19 protein-coding genes and 5 tRNA genes are annotated in these 22,662 nt (G+C 39.2%); 1 reads left to right on the top strand and 23 read right to left on the bottom strand.

Annotation, left to right across the window (positions count from 1 at the left end; translation table 11 throughout):
* The first annotated feature begins 3 nt into the window (after positions 1 to 3).
* Positions 4 to 1,611: an FG-GAP-like repeat-containing protein gene (locus WBF63_RS10335; protein WP_424369636.1), complete on the top strand. Its 1,608-nt coding sequence runs from the start codon at positions 4 to 6 to the stop codon at positions 1,609 to 1,611.
* A gap of 81 nt (positions 1,612 to 1,692) precedes the next feature.
* Here WBF63_RS10335 and WBF63_RS10330 read toward each other — a convergent pair whose 3' ends face one another.
* The 23 genes from WBF63_RS10330 to WBF63_RS10220 all read right to left on the bottom strand — a co-directional run bounded on the left by WBF63_RS10330 (position 1,693) and on the right by WBF63_RS10220 (position 22,641).
* Positions 1,693 to 2,997: a dihydrolipoamide acetyltransferase family protein gene (locus tag WBF63_RS10330; RefSeq protein ID WP_424369635.1), complete on the bottom strand. Its 1,305-nt coding sequence runs from the start codon at positions 2,995 to 2,997 to the stop codon at positions 1,693 to 1,695.
* A gap of 226 nt (positions 2,998 to 3,223) precedes the next feature.
* Positions 3,224 to 3,526, bottom strand: a complete 303-nt coding sequence (locus WBF63_RS10325; protein ID WP_424369634.1) for a DUF3467 domain-containing protein — start codon at positions 3,524 to 3,526, stop codon at positions 3,224 to 3,226.
* Positions 3,526 to 7,785, bottom strand: coding sequence for a DNA-directed RNA polymerase subunit beta' (rpoC, locus tag WBF63_RS10320; protein ID WP_424369633.1), 4,260 nt, complete (start codon positions 7,783 to 7,785; stop codon positions 3,526 to 3,528). The genes WBF63_RS10325 and rpoC overlap by 1 nt, the downstream gene beginning before the upstream one ends.
* 86 nt (positions 7,786 to 7,871) lie before the next feature.
* Positions 7,872 to 11,705: a DNA-directed RNA polymerase subunit beta gene (gene rpoB, locus WBF63_RS10315; RefSeq protein WP_424369632.1), complete on the bottom strand. Its 3,834-nt coding sequence runs from the start codon at positions 11,703 to 11,705 to the stop codon at positions 7,872 to 7,874.
* Between the two features lie 404 nt (positions 11,706 to 12,109).
* The gene (rplL, locus tag WBF63_RS10310; RefSeq protein WP_424369631.1) at positions 12,110 to 12,487 is read right to left on the bottom strand and encodes a 50S ribosomal protein L7/L12; all 378 of its coding nucleotides are present in this window, start codon (positions 12,485 to 12,487) and stop codon (positions 12,110 to 12,112) included.
* Positions 12,488 to 12,572: 85 nt separating this feature from the next.
* The gene (rplJ, locus tag WBF63_RS10305) at positions 12,573 to 13,097 is read right to left on the bottom strand and encodes a 50S ribosomal protein L10 (RefSeq protein ID WP_424369671.1); all 525 of its coding nucleotides are present in this window, start codon (positions 13,095 to 13,097) and stop codon (positions 12,573 to 12,575) included.
* A gap of 18 nt (positions 13,098 to 13,115) precedes the next feature.
* Positions 13,116 to 13,811 carry a 50S ribosomal protein L1 gene (gene rplA / locus WBF63_RS10300; RefSeq protein ID WP_424369630.1) on the bottom strand — a complete coding sequence of 232 codons (696 nt, stop codon included), beginning with the start codon at positions 13,809 to 13,811 and terminating at the stop codon, positions 13,116 to 13,118.
* A 20-nt stretch (positions 13,812 to 13,831) separates the two neighbouring features.
* Positions 13,832 to 14,272, bottom strand: a complete 441-nt coding sequence (rplK, locus tag WBF63_RS10295) for a 50S ribosomal protein L11 (RefSeq protein ID WP_424369629.1) — start codon at positions 14,270 to 14,272, stop codon at positions 13,832 to 13,834.
* A 248-nt stretch (positions 14,273 to 14,520) separates the two neighbouring features.
* Positions 14,521 to 15,066 (bottom strand): transcription termination/antitermination protein NusG, encoded by a 546-nt coding sequence (gene nusG / locus WBF63_RS10290; protein ID WP_424369628.1) that lies wholly within the window; start codon positions 15,064 to 15,066, stop codon positions 14,521 to 14,523.
* Positions 15,067 to 15,091: 25 nt separating this feature from the next.
* Complete coding sequence (gene secE, locus WBF63_RS10285; RefSeq protein WP_424369627.1) at positions 15,092 to 15,286, bottom strand: preprotein translocase subunit SecE; 195 nt, start codon at positions 15,284 to 15,286, stop codon at positions 15,092 to 15,094.
* An 82-nt stretch (positions 15,287 to 15,368) separates the two neighbouring features.
* Positions 15,369 to 15,440 (bottom strand) — tRNA-Trp (locus tag WBF63_RS10280).
* Between the two features lie 69 nt (positions 15,441 to 15,509).
* Positions 15,510 to 16,697, bottom strand: coding sequence for an elongation factor Tu (gene tuf, locus WBF63_RS10275; protein WP_424369626.1), 1,188 nt, complete (start codon positions 16,695 to 16,697; stop codon positions 15,510 to 15,512).
* 133 nt (positions 16,698 to 16,830) lie between these two features.
* Positions 16,831 to 16,902, bottom strand: a tRNA-Thr gene (locus WBF63_RS10270).
* A gap of 10 nt (positions 16,903 to 16,912) precedes the next feature.
* Positions 16,913 to 16,985 (bottom strand) — tRNA-Gly (locus WBF63_RS10265).
* A gap of 57 nt (positions 16,986 to 17,042) precedes the next feature.
* Positions 17,043 to 17,124 (bottom strand) — tRNA-Tyr (locus WBF63_RS10260).
* 21 nt (positions 17,125 to 17,145) lie between these two features.
* Positions 17,146 to 17,219, bottom strand: a tRNA-Thr gene (locus tag WBF63_RS10255).
* A gap of 110 nt (positions 17,220 to 17,329) precedes the next feature.
* A complete protein-coding gene (hpf, locus tag WBF63_RS10250) occupies positions 17,330 to 17,629 on the bottom strand; it encodes a ribosome hibernation-promoting factor, HPF/YfiA family (protein WP_424369625.1) in 300 nt (99 codons plus the stop codon).
* 6 nt (positions 17,630 to 17,635) lie between these two features.
* Positions 17,636 to 18,529: a tyrosine-type recombinase/integrase gene (locus WBF63_RS10245; protein ID WP_424369624.1), complete on the bottom strand. Its 894-nt coding sequence runs from the start codon at positions 18,527 to 18,529 to the stop codon at positions 17,636 to 17,638.
* Between the two features lie 65 nt (positions 18,530 to 18,594).
* Complete coding sequence (rpsU, locus tag WBF63_RS10240) at positions 18,595 to 18,789, bottom strand: 30S ribosomal protein S21 (protein WP_424369623.1); 195 nt, start codon at positions 18,787 to 18,789, stop codon at positions 18,595 to 18,597.
* A 63-nt stretch (positions 18,790 to 18,852) separates the two neighbouring features.
* Positions 18,853 to 19,995 (bottom strand): acyl-CoA dehydrogenase family protein, encoded by a 1,143-nt coding sequence (locus WBF63_RS10235; protein ID WP_424369622.1) that lies wholly within the window; start codon positions 19,993 to 19,995, stop codon positions 18,853 to 18,855.
* 93 nt (positions 19,996 to 20,088) lie between these two features.
* Positions 20,089 to 21,042, bottom strand: a complete 954-nt coding sequence (locus WBF63_RS10230; RefSeq protein WP_424369621.1) for a hypothetical protein — start codon at positions 21,040 to 21,042, stop codon at positions 20,089 to 20,091.
* 101 nt (positions 21,043 to 21,143) lie between these two features.
* Positions 21,144 to 21,365: a PspC family transcriptional regulator gene (locus WBF63_RS10225; RefSeq protein WP_424369620.1), complete on the bottom strand. Its 222-nt coding sequence runs from the start codon at positions 21,363 to 21,365 to the stop codon at positions 21,144 to 21,146.
* Complete coding sequence (locus WBF63_RS10220; protein ID WP_424369619.1) at positions 21,358 to 22,641, bottom strand: DUF2851 family protein; 1,284 nt, start codon at positions 22,639 to 22,641, stop codon at positions 21,358 to 21,360. The genes WBF63_RS10225 and WBF63_RS10220 overlap by 8 nt, the downstream gene beginning before the upstream one ends.
* Between the last annotated feature and the right edge of the window lie 21 nt (positions 22,642 to 22,662).

The following is a 22,662-nucleotide window of genomic DNA, read 5'->3' as shown; positions in this document are numbered from 1 at the left end:
ATTATGAAAAAACTTTTATTAATTATTTTTTTAGCTACAGCGGTATTGGACGCCCAAGTTAGCTTTACAAGTCAGAGCATATCTTTTCCGGGCAGCACCAAACGCTGTGTGGTAGATATGAATGGCGATTTTTTAGATGATCTTGTAGGCGTTTCAGACGGAATTATTTATGTAAACCAACAAAATGCTGATGGTAGTTTCACTTTGAAACAATATATGACTCAGAGTTCTCCCTATATGCCGGGATGGTCTATCACTGCAGGTGACTTTAATGGTGACGGCTATAATGATCTGATGTATGGAAGTGGAAACGGTGTCGCTTTTGCCCTCTCACAACCTGGGGCAATGGGTGTCAATTATAATATAGTTTATGGAAATCAATATGTCTTTTCACAACGTGGAAATTTCATAGACATTGACAATGACGGTAATCTCGATGGCTATATGTGTCATGATGTTGGCCCCAGTGTTTACTATATTAATGAAGAAAATATGCCGGTATATCACCAAGGAGGTTTGGGTGATTATCCAACAGGCGGACATTATGGATCTCTTTGGGTGGATTACAATAATGATGGATTAATGGATCTTTTCATTGCAAAATGTGGAAGTACAGAAGGAAAAAGAATCAATGAACTTCATAAGAACAATGGCGACGGAACTTTTACCAATGTTGCCCCCGAAGCAAATCTCGACAGTTCATCTGAGAACTGGTCAAGTGCCTGGGGTGATTTTAACAATGACGGCTGGATGGATTTATTTAATGGTATAAATGCTCAAATGCAAAATAATTCTGGTAGTCATGAACTCATGAAAAACAATGGAGACGGAACATTTACAAATGTTACAGCCGGCTCAGGATTTGACAATTTTGAAGGAAAAAGCCGTGAACACGTTACTTATGATTTTGACAATGACGGATATCTTGATATCGCTGGAAATTCCAATAAGATTTTCTTTAACAATGGCGATATGACTTTTACTCCTGTAACGGTTGGGTTTTCAGATGCAGCATTTGGCGATTTGGACAATGACGGCTTTATCGATGCGTATGCGTTCGGAACTATTTTTTATAATCAAGGAAATGACAATAACTGGATTAAATTAAATACCATCGGAACAGAAAGCAATAAAAACGGAATCGGAGCGCGTGTAGAACTTTACAGCGAAATGGGTATGCAGATCCGTGATGTGAGAAGTGGCGAAGGCTTTGCCTTTATGAGCACGCTGAACACGCATTTCGGAATCGGAACCGATACCGAAATCGAGAAAATTATCATTAGATGGCCATCTGGTATCGTGGACACCATCCTAAATCCTGAAATCAATACAACGCTTACCGTTACGGAAGGCGAGACCCTAATGGGTCTAGCAGAACATGATTTGCTGCAGTTTGCCATTTATCCAAATCCGGTAAAAGATATTTTGAATATCAAAACCAATGACTTGACGAATTCAAAATTTGAAATCCGGGATCTTACAGGATCTGTTATTTTAAAAGGAAATGCACAGTCAGGAAAAATAAATGTAAACCATTTAGAAAAAGGAATTTACATTTTGACTTTCGAACAAAATGGTAAAAAGTCCAATACGAAATTTGTCAAACAATAGTTTGATACATAAACCTGTTGAAAGAGAAAAAGCTATCTGAAATCAGATAGCTTTTTCGTTTTTCTTATATTTTAATCAATCTTAAACAGGCGTGTTTAAATCAAACGCTTCCAGATATTGTGCTACTCTCTGCACAAATCCACCTCCCAAAGCACCGTCCACTACTCTGTGGTCATAAGCATGCGACAAATACATTTTATGACGAATGGCAATCACATCTCCTTGCGGAGTTTCCACCACCGCCGGTTTTTTGACAATCGCACCCACGGCCATGATCGCAACTTGTGGCTGAGGAATAATCGGTGTTCCTAATGTATTTCCAAAACTTCCGATATTGGTAATGGTATAAGTTCCACCTTGGATTTCATCCGGTTTTAATTTATTCTGACGCGCTCGGTTTGCCAAATCATTTACTTGTTTAGCCAATCCTGCCAGACTGTATTGGTCTGCGTTTTTGATCACAGGAACGATTAAGTTTCCGGTTGGAAGTGCAGCTGCCATTCCGATGTTGATATTTTTCTTCTTTATAATTTGATCTCCATTGACCGAAACATTGATCATCGGGAAATCTTTGATAGCTTTTGCAATGGCCTCAATGAAAATCGGCATGAAAGTAATTTTCTCGCCGTTTTTCTTCAGGAATTCGTCCTTGTGTTTGTTTCGCCAAAGAACAATATTGGTCACATCCGCCTCTATGAATGAAGTTACGTGCGGTGCAATTTGTTTGGCCTGAACCATATTTTGCGCAATGATTTTACGCATTCTGTCCATTTCGATGATTTCATCTTCACCCGAAACAATCACCGGTTGTGGTTTCGCAGGAGTCGGAGTGGAAACCGGAGCAGTTGCTTGTGTAGCAGGCTGGGCCGAACCGGATTTTTTGCTCTTCACAAATTTCAAAATGTCCTCTTTGGTCACTCTGCCTTCTTTTCCTGAACCTTGAATAGTTTCCAATTCCGCTACAGAAATTCCTTCCTGTTGTGCAATGGATTTCACCAAGGGCGAAAAGAATTTATCGGAAGAAGAAACGTCAAGGCTCTCACTGCTTTGCAAAGGTTTTTCGAGTTCAGCAACCACCGATGTTTCCGGCTCTGAAACCGATGTTTCAGCTGGAATAGCAACAGGTTCTGCAGATGACACTTCGCCCTCCACTTCCAAAATGGCAATTGGTTCACCAATTTTGGCTATACCGTCCACGTTTACCAATATTTCTTTTAATTTTCCGGCTACAGGAGAAGGAACGTCTGAATCCACTTTATCGGTAGCGATTTCCACTACAGATTCATCTTCTTCAATGTTGTCTCCAACGTTTTTCAACCAATTGATGACGGTCGCTTCCATCACACCTTCGCCCATTGCTGGTAATATCAATTTGTAATCGGCCATAGTTTTTCTTTGATTGCACAAATCTAATTAATTTGACTTGAATTCTAAAATGGATTGGGGAATTAGTGAAAAGACAGGAATTAAATGGTTTTTTGTAAGCCTTCGTTAAATCCGTGTCATTTGGCATATCTAAGTCAAAATCCAAATATAAAAAAACCGCCTCAAATGAGACGGTTTCTATTTTGAATTACAGTATACAATTTTACATTATACAGTAATACTTAATTTAAGCTTCACCCGGAGGTCCAAAGTTCAAAGGCATTGCCGCTGACTGGTTGTCCTTGATGTCCCCGAATTGTTTTTCAAAACGGTTTACATTTTCGGCCAATGCTTGCGACAGACGCTTTGCGTGTTGTGGTGTCAAAATGATTCTTGACTTCACTTTTGCTTTGGGTACTCCCGGCATCATTTGGATGAAATCCACGATGAATTCAGAAGGCGAATGGTTGATTACCGCCAAATTGGAATAAATTCCTTCCGCCGTCTGGTCGTTGATTTCAATATCGATGTTCTTTTTGTTTTCTGACATTACAATACAGATTTTGCGCTTACTAATTCTTCATATTCCTTGTTGGAACCTACGATGATTCGCTGGTATTCCTTCAAACCAGTTCCGGCAGGAATCAAATGTCCAACGATTACGTTCTCTTTCAATCCGTTCAGTTCGTCTTCTTTTCCGGCAACCGCAGCTTCGTTCAAAACTTTGGTTGTTTCCTGGAAGGATGCAGCCGACATGAAAGATTTTGTTTGAAGAGAAGCTCTCGTGATACCTTGCAAAATCGGTTCTGCCGTTGCAGGCATTGCGTCTCTTGCTGTTACCAGATTTTTATCTTCACGTTTCAGTCTAGAATTCTCATCACGTAATTCTCTTGCAGAAATGATTTGTCCAGGCTTCAACGTATCGCTGTCTCCGGATTCTTCCACGACTTTCATTCCGAAAATTCGGTCGTTTTCTTCCAAGAAGTCGTCTTTGTGTTCCAAAGAATCTTCAAGGAATCTGGTATCTCCTGAATCAACGATTCGAACTTTACGCATCATCTGACGAACGATGATTTCGAAATGTTTGTCATCAATCTTCACACCTTGTAAACGATAAACTTCTTGAATTTCATTTACCAAATACTCCTGAACAGCAGTTGGACCTTTGATTCTCAAGATATCTTCCGGCGTAATCGCTCCGTCTGAAAGCGGCATACCTGCACGGATGAAGTCGTTTTCCTGAACCAAAATCTGGTTGGAAAGTTTAACCAAATATTTGGTTACTTCACCTGTTTTGGATTCCACTACAATCTCACGGTTACCTCGTTTAATCTTACCAAATGAAACCACACCGTCGATTTCTGCTACCACAGAAGGGTTGGATGGGTTACGTGCTTCAAACAATTCGGTTACACGCGGTAAACCACCCGTGATATCCCCTGCTTTTGCAGAACGACGCGGAATTTTCACCAAAACTTTACCAGCTTTAATTTTCTCACCGTCGTTTACGATAAGGTGAGCACCTACTGGAAGGTTGTAGTTTCTTTCTTCTCCGTCGTTGGTCATTACTTTCAGCGTAGGAATCAACTTTTTGTTACGGGATTCGGAAATAACTTTTTCCTGGAATCCTGTTTGTTCGTCGATTTCCAACTGGAAGGTAGATCCTTGCTCGATATTTTCGTATTCTACCTTACCGGCAGATTCTGCGATAATTACACCATTGTATGGATCCCAGCTTGCAATAACATCACCTTTGGAAACTTCTTGTCCTTCTTTGATTTTCAGAACCGATCCGTAAGAAAGGTTATTTGTCATACGAACGTTTCCTTCAGCGTCTATTAATTTCATCTCGGTTGAACGAGAAACCACAACATCTGCCGGATTTCCAAGTTCGTCTTCACCTTTAACAGTTCTCAAATCTTCAAATTCAACTTTACCGTTTGCTTTCGCAATAATTGAAGATTGCTCAGATACGTTACCGGCGGTACCTCCCACGTGGAACGTACGAAGTGTAAGCTGTGTACCCGGTTCACCGATGGATTGTGCTGCCACAACTCCAACTGCTTCACCTTTCTGAACTTTCTTACCTGTTGAAAGGTTTCGACCGTAACAAGAAGCACAGATACCCGTTTTGGCTTCACAAGTCAATGGGGAACGAACTTCAACGGTTTCAATTCCGGCTTTTTCAATAGCGTCTGCGATTTCTTCTGTGATGATTTGATCTGCAGAAACCAATTTCTCTCCCGAATCCATGTCGTAAACATCATGAAGTGAAGTTCTACCTAAAATTCGCGAAGCTAAAGTTTCAACAATTTCTTCGTTCTTTCTAAGTGCATGCGCTTCTAATCCTCTCAATGTTCCACAATCTTCTTCCATTACGATTACGTCTTGAGCAACATCCACCAGACGACGAGTCAAGTAACCCGCATCGGCCGTTTTCAAAGCGGTATCCGCCAAACCTTTACGTGCACCGTGCGTTGAGATAAAGTATTCCAAAATGGAAAGTCCTTCACGGAAGTTGGATACAATCGGGTTTTCGATAATTTCCCCTCCTGATGAACCTGCTTTTTGTGGTTTCGCCATCAATCCACGCATACCTGACAACTGACGAATCTGTTCTTTTGAACCCCTCGCTCCAGAGTCAAGCATCATATAAACGGAGTTGAATCCTTCTTTATCATCGGTCATACGTTTCATTACGATTTCGGTCAAAGTCGCGTTGGTGTTTGTCCAAACATCGATTACCTGATTGTAACGTTCATTGTTTGTGATAAGACCCATGTTATAGTTCATCTTGATTCCCTCTACTTGTTCAATTGCATTGGCAATCAAATCTTTTTTCTGATCCGGAATCAAGATATCTCCTAAACTGAATGATAATCCCCCCTCAAATGCATTTCTGAATCCAAGATCTTTCATCTTGTCAAGGAATTCAGCTGTAGTTGGGAAGTCGGTGATCTTCAATATATTGTTAATGATCGTTCTCAAAGATTTTTTTGTAAGAACTTCATTCACAAATCCTACTTCTTCAGGAACAATTTGGTTGAATAAGACTCGACCCACGGTTGTTTCGATGAATTCTTCAACTAATTCTTCTCCTTTACGAACTCTTGCCTTTACTTTAATTACCGTATTTAGGTCGACTGCTTTTTCATTGTAAGCAATTTCAACTTCTTCAGCAGAATAGAAAGTAATACCATTTCCTTTTGCAGATTTTCTGGCTTTGGTCATATAATAAAGACCCAAAACCATGTCTTGAGAAGGTACCGTGATTGGCGAACCGTTTGCAGGATTCAAAATGTTTTGTGAAGCCAACATCAATAATTGTGCTTCCAGAATTGCTTCAGGTCCCAAAGGCAAGTGAACTGCCATCTGGTCACCGTCGAAGTCGGCGTTAAATGCCGTACACACCAACGGGTGCAATTGAATTGCTTTTCCTTCAATCAATTTGGGCTGGAATGCCTGGATTCCCAAACGGTGCAAAGTTGGTGCACGGTTCAGTAGCACAGGGTGTCCTTTCAATACATTTTCCAAAATATCCCAAACAACTGGCTCTTTTCTGTCGATGATTTTCTTGGCCGATTTTACCGTTTTCACAATTCCTCTTTCGATTAATTTTCTAACGATAAACGGTTTGTATAATTCGGCTGCCATGTCTTTTGGCAAACCACATTCGTATAATTTCAAACTTGGCCCCACGACGATTACCGAACGAGCCGAATAATCCACACGTTTTCCTAATAAGTTCTGACGGAAACGACCTTGTTTCCCTTTCAATGAATCGGAAAGAGATTTCAACGGACGATTACCATCTGCTTTTACAGCCGATGCTTTACGCGTGTTGTCAAACAATGAATCCACTGATTCTTGCAACATACGTTTTTCGTTACGCAAGATAACTTCCGGCGCTTTGATTTCCATCAGTCTTTTCAGACGGTTGTTTCGGATGATTACACGACGGTAAAGGTCGTTTAGATCCGAAGTAGCAAAACGTCCACCATCCAGCGGAACCAAAGGACGTAATTCTGGTGGAATTACAGGAATGACACGCATTACCATCCATTCGGGACGGTTAACATGTGTCATATTGGATTCACGTAATGCTTCTACAACTTGCAATCTTTTTAAAGCTTCGGTTCTTCTTTGCTTAGAAGTTTCGTGGTGTGCTTTGTGACGAAGTTCATAGGAAAGATCATCTAAATTGGTTCTTCTCAACAAATCTTCCAATGCTTCAGCACCCATTTTGGCGATGAATTTATTGGGATCTGTGTCTTCCAGGTATTGGTTATTTGCCGGAAGTTGATCCAGAATATCCAAATATTCTTCTTCAGTCAAGAAATCCAATCTAGCCAACTCACCTCCTTCCGGTGCTTGTGCAAGTCCGGGTTGGATCACCACATATCGTTCGTAGTAGATCACCATATCCAATTTTTTGGATGGCATACCCAAAACGTATCCGATTTTATTTGGCAAAGAACGGAAATACCAGATGTGCGCTACCGGAACCACTAGGTTGATATGTCCGATTCTTTCACGACGCACTTTTTTCTCTGTCACTTCTACGCCACAACGGTCACAAACGATTCCTTTGTATCGGATTCTTTTGTATTTTCCACAGGCACATTCATAGTCTTTTACAGGGCCGAAAATTCGTTCGCAAAACAAACCGTCACGCTCAGGTTTATGGGTTCTATAGTTAATCGTTTCAGGTTTTAGGACTTCCCCTCTTGATTCTGAAAGAATCGATTCAGGAGATGCTAACCCGATACGGATTTTTGAAAATTTACTTGTTTTATTTTTTGTTGACATATTCTAAATTTTGTTTCAAGTTTCAAGTTTCAGGTATCAGGTTTATTTAAATTAAACGTTGAACCTTTGACTTTAAACTTATTAGATTATTCTTCTAATGTTATGTCTAATCCAAGACCCTGTAATTCATGCAACAATACGTTGAACGATTCCGGGATTCCCGGTTCCGGCATTGGCTCACCTTTTACGATTGACTCGTAAGTTTTCGCTCTACCAATCACGTCGTCTGACTTAACTGTCAGGATTTCACGCAAGATGTTGGACGCACCAAATGCTTCGAGTGCCCAAACCTCCATCTCTCCGAAACGCTGTCCACCAAATTGTGCTTTACCACCCAGCGGCTGTTGCGTAATCAATGAGTAAGGACCGATGGAACGCGAGTGCATTTTGTCGTCAACCATGTGACCTAATTTCAACATGTAGATAACTCCTACCGTTGCTTTCTGCGCAAAACGTTCTCCGGTTCCACCATCATACAAGTAAGTTGTACCGTAACGTGGTAAACCTGCTTCGTCTGTTAAGGCATTGATTTGGTCAATATTGGCTCCGTCAAAAATTGGCGTAGCAAATGTTTTTCCTAATTTCAAACCTGCCCAGCCTAAAACGGTTTCGAAGATCTGACCGATGTTCATACGGGAAGGTACCCCAAGCGGGTTCAACACAATATCAACCGGTGTTCCGTCTTCAAGGAACGGCATATCTTCATCACGAACAATTCTTGAAACAATACCTTTGTTACCGTGGCGACCTGCCATCTTATCACCTACTTTCAGCTTACGCTTCTTAGCGATATAGATTTTGGCCAGTTTCACGATACCTGCCGGTAATTCGTCTCCGACAGAAATAGTGAAACGCTCGCGGCTAAGTGCTCCCTGCAAATCATTGTATTTGATTTTGTAATTGTGAAGCAATTCTTTTACCTGATCGTTTTTATCTTCGTCAACTACCCAAACACTGTCTGCACCAGTAAGGTTCAAATATTCTTCAACTGAAGAAAGTGCTTTTTTGGAATATTTAGTTCCTTTTTTAATCACCTCTTCGTTCAAATCATTGAATACACCCTGAGAGGTTTTTCCATCCAGAAGTGTAAATAATTTGTCGAGCAATGTATCACGCAATTCGTCAAATTTCTTTTGGAAATCTGCCTCAATACTGTCGATGATGGCTTTGTCCTGAGATCTTCTTCTCTTGTCTTTGATGCTTCTTGAGAACAATTTCTTGTCGATTACAACTCCCCTCAAAGACGGAGAAGCTTTCAATGAAGCGTCTTTCACATCACCTGCTTTGTCACCAAAGATGGCACGTAAAAGTTTTTCTTCAGGAGTCGGATCTGATTCTCCTTTTGGAGTAATTTTCCCAATCAGTATGTCACCCGGTTTTACTTCAGCTCCGATACGGATCATACCGTTTTCGTCCAAGTCTTTGGTAGCTTCTTCCGAAACGTTTGGAATATCGGCAGTCAATTCTTCCATACCCAATTTGGTATCACGAACGTCCAATGAATATTCGTCAATATGGATAGAAGTAAACCAATCTTCACGCACAACTTTTTCAGAAATCACAATCGCATCCTCAAAGTTGTACCCTTTCCAAGGCATGAATGCCACGACAAGGTTTCGTCCGATTGCCAATTCTCCGTTTTCCGTAGCATAACCTTCACAAAGAACCTGTCCTTTTTCAACTCTGTCGCCTACTTTAACAATTGGCTTCAAAGTAATGGTTGTTCCCTGATTTGTTTTGCGGAATTTGGTCAGATTATATCTTTTTTCTGAAGAGTCGAAACTTACTAGTTTCTGGTCATCCGTTCTGTCATAATCAATTGAAATGATGTCTGCATCTACATAAGTAACGGTTCCGCTTCCTTCTGCGTTGATAAGAATTCTTGAGTCTTTCGCAACCTGTTTTTCCAGACCTGTTCCTACGATTGGAGCCTGAGGCTTCAACAATGGAACGGCCTGACGCATCATGTTGGATCCCATCAAAGCACGGTTTGCATCATCATGCTCAAGGAAAGGAATCAATGACGCAGAAATTGATGCAATCTGATTAGGTGCGATGTCCATCAGTTCAACTTCCTGTGGCTCTACAACCGGGAAGTCACCATCTTCTCTCGCCGTTACACGCTCATTTACAAATTCTCCTTTATCGTTGATCGGCGCATTTGCCTGTGCGATGGTTTTGGATTCTTCTTCCTCAGCAGAAAGGTAGATCGGTTCATCGTTCAGGTTGACTTTTCCGTTTTCAACTTTACGGTAAGGTGTTTCAATAAATCCTAAGTTGTTCACTTTTGCAAAAACACAAAGTGAAGAAATCAATCCAATGTTTGGTCCCTCCGGTGTTTCAATCGGACAAAGCCTTCCGTAATGCGTATAGTGAACGTCACGAACCTCAAAACCTGCTCTTTCACGTGAAAGACCTCCAGGCCCCAATGCAGAAAGACGACGTTTGTGCGTAATCTCAGACAATGGGTTCGTTTGGTCCATAAACTGAGAAAGCTGGTTCGTTCCAAAGAAGGAATTAATAACCGACGAAAGTGTTTTAGCATTGATCAAATCAATTGGTGTAAACACTTCGTTGTCACGAACGTTCATTCGCTCACGGATGGTTCTCGCCATACGAGCCAATCCTACTCCGAACTGAGCAGCCATTTGCTCACCAACGGTTCTCACACGACGGTTTGACAAGTGGTCAATATCGTCCACCTCTGCTTTTGAGTTTACCAATTCGATCAAATATTTAATAATCGAAATGATGTCTTCTTTGGTCAGAACCTGAATATCTTCAGAGATATCAAGTCCTAATTTTTTATTCAAACGATAACGCCCTACTTCACCTAGTGAATAACGCTGGTCTGAGAAGAATAATTTGTCAATGATTCCTCTTGCAGTTTCCTCATCTGGTGGCTCAGCATTACGCAATTGACGGTAAATGTATTCTACCGCTTCTTTTTCAGAGTTGGTAGAGTCTTTTTGAAGCGTATTGTGGATAATGGCATAATCGGCAGATTTGTTATCCTCTTTGTGAACCAAAATTGATTTCACCCCTGATTCCAAAATCTGGTCAAGGTGCTCTTTTTCAATGATGGTTTCACGCTCCAAAATGATTTCGTTACGTTCGATTGATACTACTTCACCGGTATCTTCATCTACGAAATCCTCGTGCCAAGTATTCAATACACGTGCAGCGAGTTTTTTACCGATTGCTTTTTTTATCGTTGTTTTACTAACTTTTATTTCTTCGGCCAGGTCGAAAATCTCCAGGATGTCTTTATCCTTTTCGTATCCGATTGCACGAAGCAAAGTTGTTAAAGGTAATTTCTTTTTACGGTCAATATATGCATACATCACAGAGTTGATGTCGGTTGCGAATTCAATCCAGGAACCTTTGAAAGGAATAATTCTGGAAGAATAAAGTTTAGTACCGTTTGCGTGATAAGATTGTCCGAAGAACACACCCGGCGAACGGTGAAGCTGTGAAACAATCACGCGCTCCGCTCCGTTGATGATAAATGAACCCGAAGCCGTCATATAGGGAATCGTTCCCAAATAAACGTCTTGAACTACGGTTTCAAAATCCTCATGTTCAGGGTCAGTACAGAACAGTTTCATACGTGCTTTTAAAGGAACACTGTATGTCAATCCTCTTTCGATACATTCGTCGATCGTATATCTCGGCGGATCTACGAAATAGTCTAAGAATTCTAATACGAATTGATTTCTCGTGTCGGAAATCGGAAAGTTTTCAGCAAACGTTTTGTACAATCCTTCATTTCCACGTTGATCGGGACGTGTTTCCAATTGGAAAAAGTCTTCAAATGACTTGATCTGGATGTCCAGAAAGTCCGGGAATTTGGATTGAACTTTTGTTGAAGAAAAACTGATTCTCTGATTTTCCTGAGTTTTGGTGTCTTTTTTACTCATAAAAATTTTAAGAAATGGGTTAAAAAAATATTTTGTTACTCAAAAAAATATTAGAAAAAGAGATTAAGATGGTAAAAAATAGACAAAAGATTTCTTAGTTGCAATCTTTGTTCTGTATTCTGTATTCTTTTTTCTTTTTCTAACTGCAACACTGGTATATCTTTTCACAGCGTAGTGCAAAATATTTTTTATTTCTTTTGAAACCTTATAAAAAGTTGATGTAGGCACAAACTAAAATTCCCCTCCCGAAATACGGAAGAGTTGATTTTCAGCAAGTTACTCACATATAACTATTTAATACTCTCAAAAGGACTGCAAATGTACGAATTATTTTACAGTTTTAAAATGTTTTTATACAAAAAAGCCACCGCAATGCGATGGCTTCTGTTCTGTATCGAAATGAATTATTTCAATTCTACTTCAGCACCAGCTTCTTCCAATTGTTTTTTCAAAGCTTCTGCTTCATCTTTAGAAACAGCTTCTTTGATTGGTTGAGGTGCAGTATCCACTAAATCTTTAGCTTCTTTCAAACCTTTACCTGTTAAATCTTTAACCAATTTAACAACTGCAAGTTTGTTAGCTCCGCTTGCTTTAAGGATTACGTCGAATTCAGTTTTTTCTTCAGCAGCAGGTGCATCTCCACCCGCAGCAGGACCAGCAACTGCTACAGAAGCAGCAGCAGGCTCAATTCCGTATTCATCTTTAAGGATAGTAGCTAACTCGTTTACGTCTTTTACGGTTAGGTTTACTAAATCTTCAGCTAATTGTTTTAAATCTGCCATTTTAAATAATTTTTTTTTTGTTGAACAACTTTTAAGTTTTGTTTCAAGTCAAACTTGAAACGGTATAATAATATGAGTGCGTTTATTACTCGGGTCTTTCAGAAAGTGTTTTAACAATTCCTGCCACTTTTTGACCACCTGACTGCAATTGAGACACAACGGTTTTAAGAGGCGATTGCAACAATCCAATGATCTCTCCCACTAACTCTTCTTTTGATTTCAAGCTGGCCAAAGCCTTTAGCTGGTCATCACCAACGAAAACTGCTTCGTCAATCCAAGCGGCTTTCAAAAGGGGTTTATCGGATTTTTTTCTGAAAGTTTCAATAACTTTTGCCGGCGCATTTCCTGTTTGGGAAATCATAATAGCCGTATTACCTTTTAAAGAGTCATAAAGTCCGTCGAATTCTTTTGCTTCAACTCGCTCCATGGCTTTTTTAAGTAAGGTGTTCTTTACGACACGAAGAGAGATGTCACCTTTGTGGCAAGCTCTTCTCAATTCGGTAGTATTGGACGCGTTCAAACCTGCAATATCAGTTAAGTAAACTATGTTTGACTCTTCTAATAGCGTGGCCAGATCGTCGATCATTGCAGCTTTTTGTTCTCTTGTCATTGCCATAATTCCTTAATTTTATGCGTTTAAACTTTTAGGATCAATATGTATCCCCGGGCTCATAGTGCTTGAAAGGGTGATACTTCTCATGTAGGTACCTTTTGCTGCCGTTGGTTTTAGTTTAACCAAAGTAGAAACTAATTCCGCTGCATTTTCCTTGATTTTTTCAGGAGTGAAAGATACTTTTCCGATAGCCGCGTGGATAATACCATAACGGTCAACTTTGAAGTCGATTTTACCGGCTTTTACATCTGCAACTGCCTTCCCTACTTCCATAGTTACCGTACCCGCTTTGGGGTTTGGCATCAATCCTCTTGGACCTAAAATACGTCCCAATGGACCTAATTTACCCATAACAGCTGGCATGGTAACGATAACGTCCACGTCTGTCCAACCGTTTTTGATTTTATCAAGGTATTCATCCAAACCTACAAAGTCAGCTCCGGCTTCTTTTGCCTCTGCTTCTTTATCAGGCGTAACCAAAGCCAAAACTTTTACGTCTTTTCCGGTACCATGAGGAAGTGAAACCACTCCACGTACCATTTGGTTTGCCTTTTTTGGATCAACACCCAACCTTACAGCAATATCAACTGAAGCGTCAAACTTCGCTGTATTCACGTCTTTTACCAAAGCAGCTGCTTCGTCGATAGTATATAACTTTGTTTTATCTACTTTAGCTTGTGCTTCCTTTTGCTTTTTTGTTAACTGCGCCATTTCTTTAAAATTTAAAATGATTACTGGGGAGCTTGTCCTCCTTTTACGGTTATACCCATAGAACGAGCCGTACCGGCTACCATTTTCATCGCAGACTCTACTGTAAAGCAGTTCATATCTTGCATTTTGTCTTCTGCAATCGCTTTAACTTGATCCCAGGAAATGTTTGCAACTTTTACCCGGTTGGGCTCACCTGAAGCTTTTTTAAGCTTGGCAGCGTCCATCAACTGAACTGCTACGGGTGGAGTTTTTACGATAAAATCAAAGGATTTATCCTGATAAACCGTAATTACAACCGGCAAAACCTGACCTTGTTTTTCCTGTGTACGTCCGTTAAACTGTTTGCAAAACTCCATGATATTGACCCCTGCCGCACCCAATGCCGGACCTACCGGTGGCGATGGATTGGCTTGGCCTCCTTTGACCTGAAGTTTTACAACTTTTTCAACTTTCTTTGCCATTTTTGTTTTTTAATAATTTGAATACTAAATGAATTTGGAAGCATTTATTATTCAGCAAATTAGGTTACTCACAATACCCTATTTTACTTTTTGGACTGCAAAAGTATAAATTTTATTTAATCTGACAAAAGTAAACTGTTGATTTTTAATAAGATTTCACCTTAATTGAGTTTATAAATAATTATCCAAACCCGCTAAAAGAAAAAAGCCATTCCGCAGAATGGCTTTTTAATATCTTCAATCAAAGTTTAAACTTTCTCAACCTGCATAAAGGAAAGTTCCAGCGGAGTTTTACGTCCGAAGATCAATACCATCACTTCAAGTTTACGTTTGTCTTCATTTATTTTTTCGATTGTACCATTGAATCCGTTGAAAGGTCCGTCGATTACTTTTACGGTTTCTCCAACCAGATAAGGAATATTTACAAGATTTTCATCAGATTCTGCCAATTCATCCACTCTTCCCAGCATACGATTTACTTCTGCCTGACGCATAGGAACCGGATCGCCGCCTTTGGTTGCGCTTAGAAAGCTGATAACACCCGGAATATTTTTGATGATATGTGGGATTTCTCCTTGCAGATCCACTTCTATCATTACATAACCCGGATAGTGTACTTTTTCCTTTTGAACTTTCTTTCCGTTTCTGATTTGAATTACTTTTTCCATAGGCACCACAATCTGTCCTACGAATTCTTGTAATTTATGGTACTGAATTTCATTTTCAATGTAAGTTTTGACCTTTAATTCTTGGCCACTTACGGTTTTCAACACGTACCATTTTTTGTTACTCATAACTTATTTTTATCAGATTTGAATCTTATCTAAGTAAATCAAAAAGGTTCTTGATAATGACATTACCAAACAAAGAGTCAACGGCATAAAGGAATAATGCAAGTATGACAGTTGCAATTGCGACTATGATGGTGTCTTGCTGTAGCGATGCCCAAGTGGGCCATGTTACATGATCTTTAAATTCTGCAAAAGAATCTTTTACGTAGTTTACGACTTTCATCTGTTTCTTTTTATTGTTTATAACGTCTGAGACTTCCTTAGCTTACTCGTTAAATTGGTTCCACTCAAATCATTATTCGTAGCACGGGCACAAGGATTCGAACCCTGACCAGCGGTTTTGGAGACCGCGATACTAACCATTATACTATGCCCGTATTTTAAAGAAGGTGTTTTCGAATCCGAAAACCGAAAACACCTTTCTTTATATCAATTAATCGTTATGATTATTCAAGGATTTCAGTTACCTGACCAGCACCAACTGTTCTACCTCCTTCACGGATAGCGAAACGAAGTCCTTCGTTCAAAGCAATTGGTTGAATCAAGTCAACAGTAATTGTCAAGTTATCACCTGGCAATACCATCTCAACACCTTCCGGCAACTGGATTTCTCCTGTTACGTCAGTTGTACGTACGTAGAACTGAGGACGGTATTTGTTATGGAATGGCGTGTGACGACCACCTTCTTCTTTAGTCAAGATATAAACCTCAGCTTTGAATTTTTTGTGTGGTTTAACAGACCCTGACTTAGCGATAACCATACCACGACGGATGTCAGCTTTCTCGATACCTCTCAAAAGCAATCCAACGTTGTCTCCAGCTTCACCTCTATCAAGAATTTTACGGAACATCTCTACCCCTGTTACAGTTGAAGTCAATTTTTCTTCACCCATACCAACGATATCTACAGGATCACCTGAGTTGATAACTCCTGCTTCGATACGTCCGGTAGCAACAGTCCCACGTCCTGTAATTGAGAAAACGTCCTCAACTGGCATCAAGAATGGCTTGTCTTGCTCACGAACTGGTTGTTCGATCCATTCGTCAACTGCACTCATCAAGCTCATAACAGTGTCTACCCATTTTGGCTCACCGTTCAATGCACCTAAAGCAGAACCTTGGATTACCGGAGTGTTATCACCATCGTATTCATAAGAAGACAAAAGATCTCTAACTTCCATTTCTACCAATTCCAATAATTCAGCATCGTCCACCATGTCAACTTTGTTCAAGAAAACAACGATACGAGGAACGTTTACCTGACGACAAAGAAGAATGTGTTCACGAGTTTGAGGCATAGGCCCATCTGTAGCGGCAACTACAAGGATGGCACCGTCCATTTGTGCAGCTCCTGTAACCATGTTTTTAACGTAATCCGCGTGACCTGGACAGTCAACGTGCGCATAGTGACGGTTTGCTGTTTCATACTCCACGTGAGAGGTGTTGATTGTAATACCTCTTTCTTTTTCTTCTGGAGCGTTATCGATCTGATCGAAAGCTTTTGCTTCTGAAAATCCAGCATCAGCTAATACTTTTGTAATAGCTGCAGTCAAAGTAGTTTTACCATGGTCAACGTGACCGATAGTACCAATATTCAAATGCGGCTTATTACGATTAAAGGTTTCCTTTGCCATTTTAAATAATTTCTATGTTATACTTAATTCTAAATAATTTCAACACAAAAAGTGGTGAGCTTCCCTGCCCAACACCTTTAAAAACCAACTTCATTATTCTCTTCCATCCCTTGAGCTTAACGCTCTTCCTTAGAGCCAATGACGGGAATTGAACCCGTGACCTCGTCCTTACCAAGGAAGCGCTCTACCCCTGAGCTACATCGGCCAAAAAGTAGAGCGGGAGACGGGACTCGAACCCGCAACATTCAGCTTGGAAGGCTGAAGCTCTACCAATTGAGCTACTCCCGCTTATACTTAACTTGACCAAACTCGTTGGTCTTGTCCATTTAAAAAATGAAAATTTTGTGGGGAGAGCAGGATTCGAACCTGCGAAGACATAGTCAGCAGATTTACAGTCTGCCCTCGTTGGCCGCTTGAGTATCTCCCCGCCTTATATTTATAAAAATTGAGCCGGCAGAGGGATTCGAACCCACGACCCCGAGATTACAAATCACGTGCTCTGGCCAACTGAGCTATGCCGGCAATAAATCTTCATTTTTATGTAAAAGAACAGTCCGTTTTTGTTTAACGGACTGCAAATGTACGAAGTTTTACGAATTCTCCAAATTTTTGGAAAAAAATATTTCTTTGCCTTATCTGTCTGTGATTTTCTCCTTTTTTCTGATGATTAACTTCTTTAATGTATCTACCGATAAATCAATGCATTCTTCAAATGTTTGACCCGACTTTTTCACCATAATATCATCCCCTGGAACTTCCAGTTTTATATCTACAAATTTATTCTCCTTATCCGATACGTTTTCAACTCGCATTGCCACCTGAACGGATATGATTTTATCATAATATTGCTCCAATTTACTTAACTTTCTTTCAACGTATTCTTCTAACCCTTCTTTGGCGTTGAAATTAACTGTCTGAAGATTAATTGTCATAATTACCTAATTTTTTTGCTCTCTTGGGTGAGCTTGGTTAAACACTTTTTTTAATTGCTCTATGCTACCATGTGTGTAAACCTGCGTGGACGCGAGACTTGAATGCCCCAAAAGCTCTTTGACCGCATTCAAATCGGCTCCACGATTCAACAAATGTGTAGCAAAACTATGCCTCAGCATATGAGGACTTTTTTTTCGCTTCGTACTGATATGACTAAGATAAGAATTTACCAAATTATAAACAAGTTTATCATAAAAAGGTTTTCCTTTTTCAGTAAGAAATAAAAAGGTTGAATCATTCGGAAATACCTCTCTGCGCTCTTCTAGGTACTTCAACAGATTTTTTAATAATTTATCACTTAAAGGAATCAGCCGCTCTCTATTTCTTTTTCCCAAAACTTTCAAATGCTTTTGAGAAAAATCTACGCTACCCACTTGAAGATTGATTAGCTCACTTCGCCTCATGCCGGTCTGATATAGCATTTCCAGCATCAGCCGATCCCGAATTCCATTAAACCCATCGGGAAACAAACCCTCGGTCTCAAATAAACTGCTCATTTCATCTTCTGAAAAAGGAACCTGAACTTTCGGATACTGTTTCAGTGTTCTGATTCCGGTTGCAGGCGAAACTTCAATTTCACCAATTTTAAGTAAATATTTATAATAAGATTTGAGCGTACTGACTTTTCGGTTGATGCTTCTTTCTGATAATGAGTTCTGAGAAAGACAGACAATGTAATTGCGCAGATCAAGTTTTTGCGCCTGTTCAATTTCTGGATTTGAAGTTTCGGACTGATAGAACGCCAAAAATTCCGTCAAGTCATCTCCATAACTTTTGATTGTGTGGGCCGAATAGTTTTTTTCGACTTTCAGGTATTGTAAAAATTTGGATATAGACATAAAAAAACCTGTTCATCAAAGTTAAAAAACTTTCATGAACAGGCGTATATGATTTCAGTAAAATCTTAAGCTTCTTCTTTGCTCTGCATTCTTTGCTTGTAAGCAGCACGCAGACGCGCCTGTCTTTCCAAAATAGAAGGCTTGATAAATTGCTGACGACTTCTCAATTCGCGAACAACACCGGTTTTATCAAATTTACGTTTGTATTTCTTCAACGCTTTGTCGATTGATTCTCCGTCTTTTACTGGTATAATTAACATATTTACTCTTATTTTTGAGGTTGCAAAGATAGAAAACTTTCTTAATCCTGCAAAATATTTTACCTAATCTTTCAGAATATTTCTTCCGATTACTAATTTTTGAATTTCTGTGGTTCCTTCGCCAATGGTACAAAGCTTCGAATCACGGTAATACTTCTCAGCCGGAAAGTCTTTTGTATAACCATATCCACCGAAAATCTGAACTGCTTCATTCGCAATTCGCACACAGGCTTCTGACGCATAATATTTTGCCATAGCGCCTTCAGTGGTCATGGGCAAATCATTATTTTTCAAATAAGAGGCTTTTTGAATCAATAATTCAGATGCTTCAATATCTGTTGCCATTTCGGCTAATTTGAAATTAATCGCCTGGAAGTTTGCAATCGCCTGCCCGAATTGATGACGTTCTTTTGCATATTTCAATGCTGCTTTATATGCACCCTTGGCAATTCCCAAACTCAATGCTGCAATGGAAATCCGTCCGCCATCCAGAATTTTCAACGCCTGCTTGAAACCTTCCCCTACTTCACCAAGACGATGACTATCGGGAACGCGTACGTTATCAAAAATCAATTCGGCAGTTTCCGAAGCACGCATTCCGAGTTTGTTTTCTTTTTTTCCTGACGTAAACCCGTGCATTCCTTTTTCCAATACAAATGCTGTGGCGTTGTTGGAAGTTCCTTTTTCACCGGTTCTAGTCATTACCACTGCGATGTCTCCGCTAATGGCATGCGTGATGAAATTTTTTGCGCCGTTAATTACCCAATCATCACCGTCCTTTTTGGCGGTAGTATTCATTCCTCCCGCATCAGATCCGGTGTTGTGTTCGGTAAGTCCCCAAGCGCCGATCACTTCTCCGGTTGCTAATTGTGGAATCCACTTTTTTTTCTGCTCTTCATTTCCAAAAGTCAAAATGTGGTTTGTACACAAAGAATTATGTGCTGCAATTGACAATCCGATGGAAGGGTCTACTTGGGAAATCTCATCTACAATGGAAACATATTCGTCATACGAAAGCCCGCTTCCGCCTAATTCTTCCGGAACCAAAATTCCCATAAACCCCATTTCTCCGGCTTTTTTAAATACTTCAACCGGAAAATGCTGGGATTCGTCCCACTCCATCATCTGTGGTTCTATATATTGTTTGGCAAATTCTCTTGCCGACTCAGCGATAATTTTCTGATTTTCGTTTATCTCAAAATTCATTACTTACTATTTTGTTTGCTTTACTGAACCTTTGGTTCCTTTTGATTTCAAGTGCTCAAAAATAAGAAAATTTGACAGAATAAATACCAAACGCTAATCAAACACCATATATGGTTCCAATTCTGCCAACTTTTCGGTGCTTACTGCATAGCACTTACCAAAGGTTTCGGCATCCTTGAATTTTCCGCCCAAAGATTTTTTATAATTAAGAATCGTATTTGCTTGTTTTTCGGTAAAGCCCAGTTGTAACCATTCATCAAATCTAAGTTCATTCGGATTGAAACTCTCTATTTTTAAAGGTTTTGGTTCTGAAACTTCAGCTTCCTCTTCCAGCAATTTTATTTCACCTTTACTTTTCACGGTCGGCAAAACCATATAAGGTTTCATTTCTGCGAATTTTTCATCACTGATGACAAAACAAGCTGCGATTTCTTGGAGCGAATTAAATTTACCACCTCTCGATTTTTTATATTTCAAAATAGTTGTGGCTTGCTTTTCCGAAAATCCAATTCTTTTCCAATCTTCAAGTGTATAATCATTCGGATTAAACTTCTCATAGCGAATCTTGGTTTTGGCTTCTTTTGGGGATTTAGAATTAAAATAGGAATTCCTAGAATTTTCATATCGGTTTAAATCTTCAAAAACAATAAAAGGTTCAATTTCCGAAAACTTCTTTTCACTGATTACAAAACAATTTTTGATTTCTTCTTTATCAGAAAAATATCCGCCAATTGAATATTTATATTTCAAAATCGTATTTACCTGCTTTTCAGAAAAACCGAGTTTTTGCCATTCTTCCGCCGATAATTTATTCGGATCAAAATTCTCTAGAGAATATTCTGATGAATTTGTAGAAGTTTTGGCACTTGCTAGTTGCAGATCGAGATGTAAAACATCTTCCGGCACCTCTGCTACTTCATAAACCGGTTCACTTTGGCTTAGGAAAAAATTTAAAAACTGAAATCCAATTAGCACTATTAAAAAAGCAAAAATCCCCATTCGCTGCGATTTGCTGTAGCGAATTCGGGATTTTGCAAAAGTCCTCATGTGTTTATTTTTAAGCTTAATTAAGCTGAATCATCTAATATATTTTTCAAATATTTAACTAAAATATAAACTTTCTGACAATTATCATAATTTTTTCTTAATTATAAATCAAAAACAGACTTTCTCCTTACTACAATCCCATCTTTTACCCAAAGAAAAAATGCCATAATCAAGTAGAAAGCAAAGGTAATTCCCAATGTGACAAACGATAAATAAATATACAGCAAACGTAGTTTGGAAGCGCGAACTCCAAATTTATCAGCAATGCGTGAAATCACATTAAATCCATTGAATTCCAGAAAATTTCTGAGTTTGTCAAACATTTTTAAGTATTTGTAGTCCTAATGCGCAATTTAAACATTTTTTCTCGTTGCAAAAGTGATTTTTCAATTCGAGATAAGCTTGGGTTTCAAAAGCATTTTCCGCTTTTAGTCCCAACTTTTTGAATTCATGAATGATAGTATTTTTCTCCGGCGGGAGTATGCGAAGCCATTCCAGCAATTCTTCAGAAATTTCCACACCACGATGCTTTGCATAGATAAATTTCAGCGGGATGATGACATTAATTATAATTCTATCAATTAATTCGTTTGAAATTTCCTTTTTGGAGCGAACCGAACTTTCTTTTTCGATTCTAAAATGATTTTCCCAAAAATCCGGATATTCCAACTCATTGAAAACTTTGCGGATTTTCTTCACATCTTTTGTTCCCATCAGAAATGCGAAAACATTTTGATAGTGCACGTAAATTGTTGCCAACTGCATCATACGCACAGTCGGAAAACTAGGTGGACGCAAACGAAAAAATTTAAAAATGTGTTTGTCCAACGGATTCAGTCCGAATTTAGACTTTAAAAACAAATAATTTTTTTGAAGATTCTGAATATAGGAACCTTCTGTTTTTAAATTTAAAAATCCGGCTTGTCCAAAAAACAATGCATAAACATACTCCGGGTTTGTCTGGACTTTATTGAGAATTTTAAAATCAAATGATGATGCCCAAATCAAAAAAGCTTCGGCATTTATCTTCAAACCAAATGCATACGCCATTTTCTTGAACAGAAGTTCTTCCCAGTTTTTTCCGGACTGAATAAATTCTCTTTCTATTTCTTCAGTTTTGCGTTCAAGCCGTTCAATAACCATTCGTTCCAGCCAGAATTTGACCGAATCTTGCTGAATCAAATGCAGGCTTTTTTCACAAGGAATGAAATTCTGTTCAGATTCCAATAAGGATTCATAATTTGAAAGTACTTCTTGAGCAATATAGTTTTTCAGTTCCAGGGTTTTGATATTTCTCGATTCCAGAAATCCTATGTTTTTATCATGTTCATACACAACATGAAGAATTATATTTTCGTAATTTTTATCGACAGAATGATTGTGCAGATTCCAGTCAGAACTTTTGACGTGTATTTCAAGATTACCTACCCAAATTTCGTTTCCGATTCTGATTCTGGCCATGGAGAAATCAGGACCGGCGTCTACTTTATTCCACAAACCTTTTGATTCCACGGAAACCGGAGAGCCGTCGGTCGTGAATAGAGGCGTTGACTGAAATAACTGAAACCTCCATATAAAATGTAGAAATTTCTCTTTCAAGGTAGTAAGGGTTAGTTTACT

It is taken from the genome of Moheibacter sp. (assembly GCF_049672845.1).
Classification (GTDB): Bacteria; Bacteroidota; Bacteroidia; order Flavobacteriales; family Weeksellaceae; genus Moheibacter.
Note: the sequence above shows the minus strand (reverse complement) of the source record. Positions and strands in the feature narration are given on the sequence as shown.

What these genes read in the sequence shown, in the direction of transcription:
- secE (WP_424369627.1), bottom strand. Translation starts at nt 15,286, where the DNA reads ATGAAAGTCGTAAACTACGTAAAAGATTCTTTTGCAGAATTTAAAGAT.
- hpf (WP_424369625.1), bottom strand. Translation starts at nt 17,629, where the DNA reads ATGACAATTAATCTTCAGACAGTTAATTTCAACGCCAAAGAAGGGTTA.
- rpoC (WP_424369633.1), bottom strand. Translation starts at nt 7,785, where the DNA reads ATGTCAACAAAAAATAAAACAAGTAAATTTTCAAAAATCCGTATCGGG.
- tuf (WP_424369626.1), bottom strand. Translation starts at nt 16,697, where the DNA reads ATGGCAAAGGAAACCTTTAATCGTAATAAGCCGCATTTGAATATTGGT.
- rpsU (WP_424369623.1), bottom strand. Translation starts at nt 18,789, where the DNA reads ATGTTAATTATACCAGTAAAAGACGGAGAATCAATCGACAAAGCGTTG.
- WBF63_RS10230 (WP_424369621.1), bottom strand. Translation starts at nt 21,042, where the DNA reads ATGAGGACTTTTGCAAAATCCCGAATTCGCTACAGCAAATCGCAGCGA.
- rplA (WP_424369630.1), bottom strand. Translation starts at nt 13,811, where the DNA reads ATGGCGCAGTTAACAAAAAAGCAAAAGGAAGCACAAGCTAAAGTAGAT.
- rpoB (WP_424369632.1), bottom strand. Translation starts at nt 11,705, where the DNA reads ATGAGTAAAAAAGACACCAAAACTCAGGAAAATCAGAGAATCAGTTTT.
- WBF63_RS10335 (WP_424369636.1), top strand. Translation starts at nt 4, where the DNA reads ATGAAAAAACTTTTATTAATTATTTTTTTAGCTACAGCGGTATTGGAC.
- nusG (WP_424369628.1), bottom strand. Translation starts at nt 15,066, where the DNA reads ATGAGTAACAAAAAATGGTACGTGTTGAAAACCGTAAGTGGCCAAGAA.
- rplK (WP_424369629.1), bottom strand. Translation starts at nt 14,272, where the DNA reads ATGGCAAAGAAAGTTGAAAAAGTTGTAAAACTTCAGGTCAAAGGAGGC.
- rplL (WP_424369631.1), bottom strand. Translation starts at nt 12,487, where the DNA reads ATGGCAGATTTAAAACAATTAGCTGAAGATTTAGTAAACCTAACCGTA.
- WBF63_RS10225 (WP_424369620.1), bottom strand. Translation starts at nt 21,365, where the DNA reads ATGTTTGACAAACTCAGAAATTTTCTGGAATTCAATGGATTTAATGTG.
- WBF63_RS10245 (WP_424369624.1), bottom strand. Translation starts at nt 18,529, where the DNA reads ATGTCTATATCCAAATTTTTACAATACCTGAAAGTCGAAAAAAACTAT.
- WBF63_RS10325 (WP_424369634.1), bottom strand. Translation starts at nt 3,526, where the DNA reads ATGTCAGAAAACAAAAAGAACATCGATATTGAAATCAACGACCAGACG.
- WBF63_RS10235 (WP_424369622.1), bottom strand. Translation starts at nt 19,995, where the DNA reads ATGAATTTTGAGATAAACGAAAATCAGAAAATTATCGCTGAGTCGGCA.
- WBF63_RS10330 (WP_424369635.1), bottom strand. Translation starts at nt 2,997, where the DNA reads ATGGCCGATTACAAATTGATATTACCAGCAATGGGCGAAGGTGTGATG.
- rplJ (WP_424369671.1), bottom strand. Translation starts at nt 13,097, where the DNA reads ATGACAAGAGAACAAAAAGCTGCAATGATCGACGATCTGGCCACGCTA.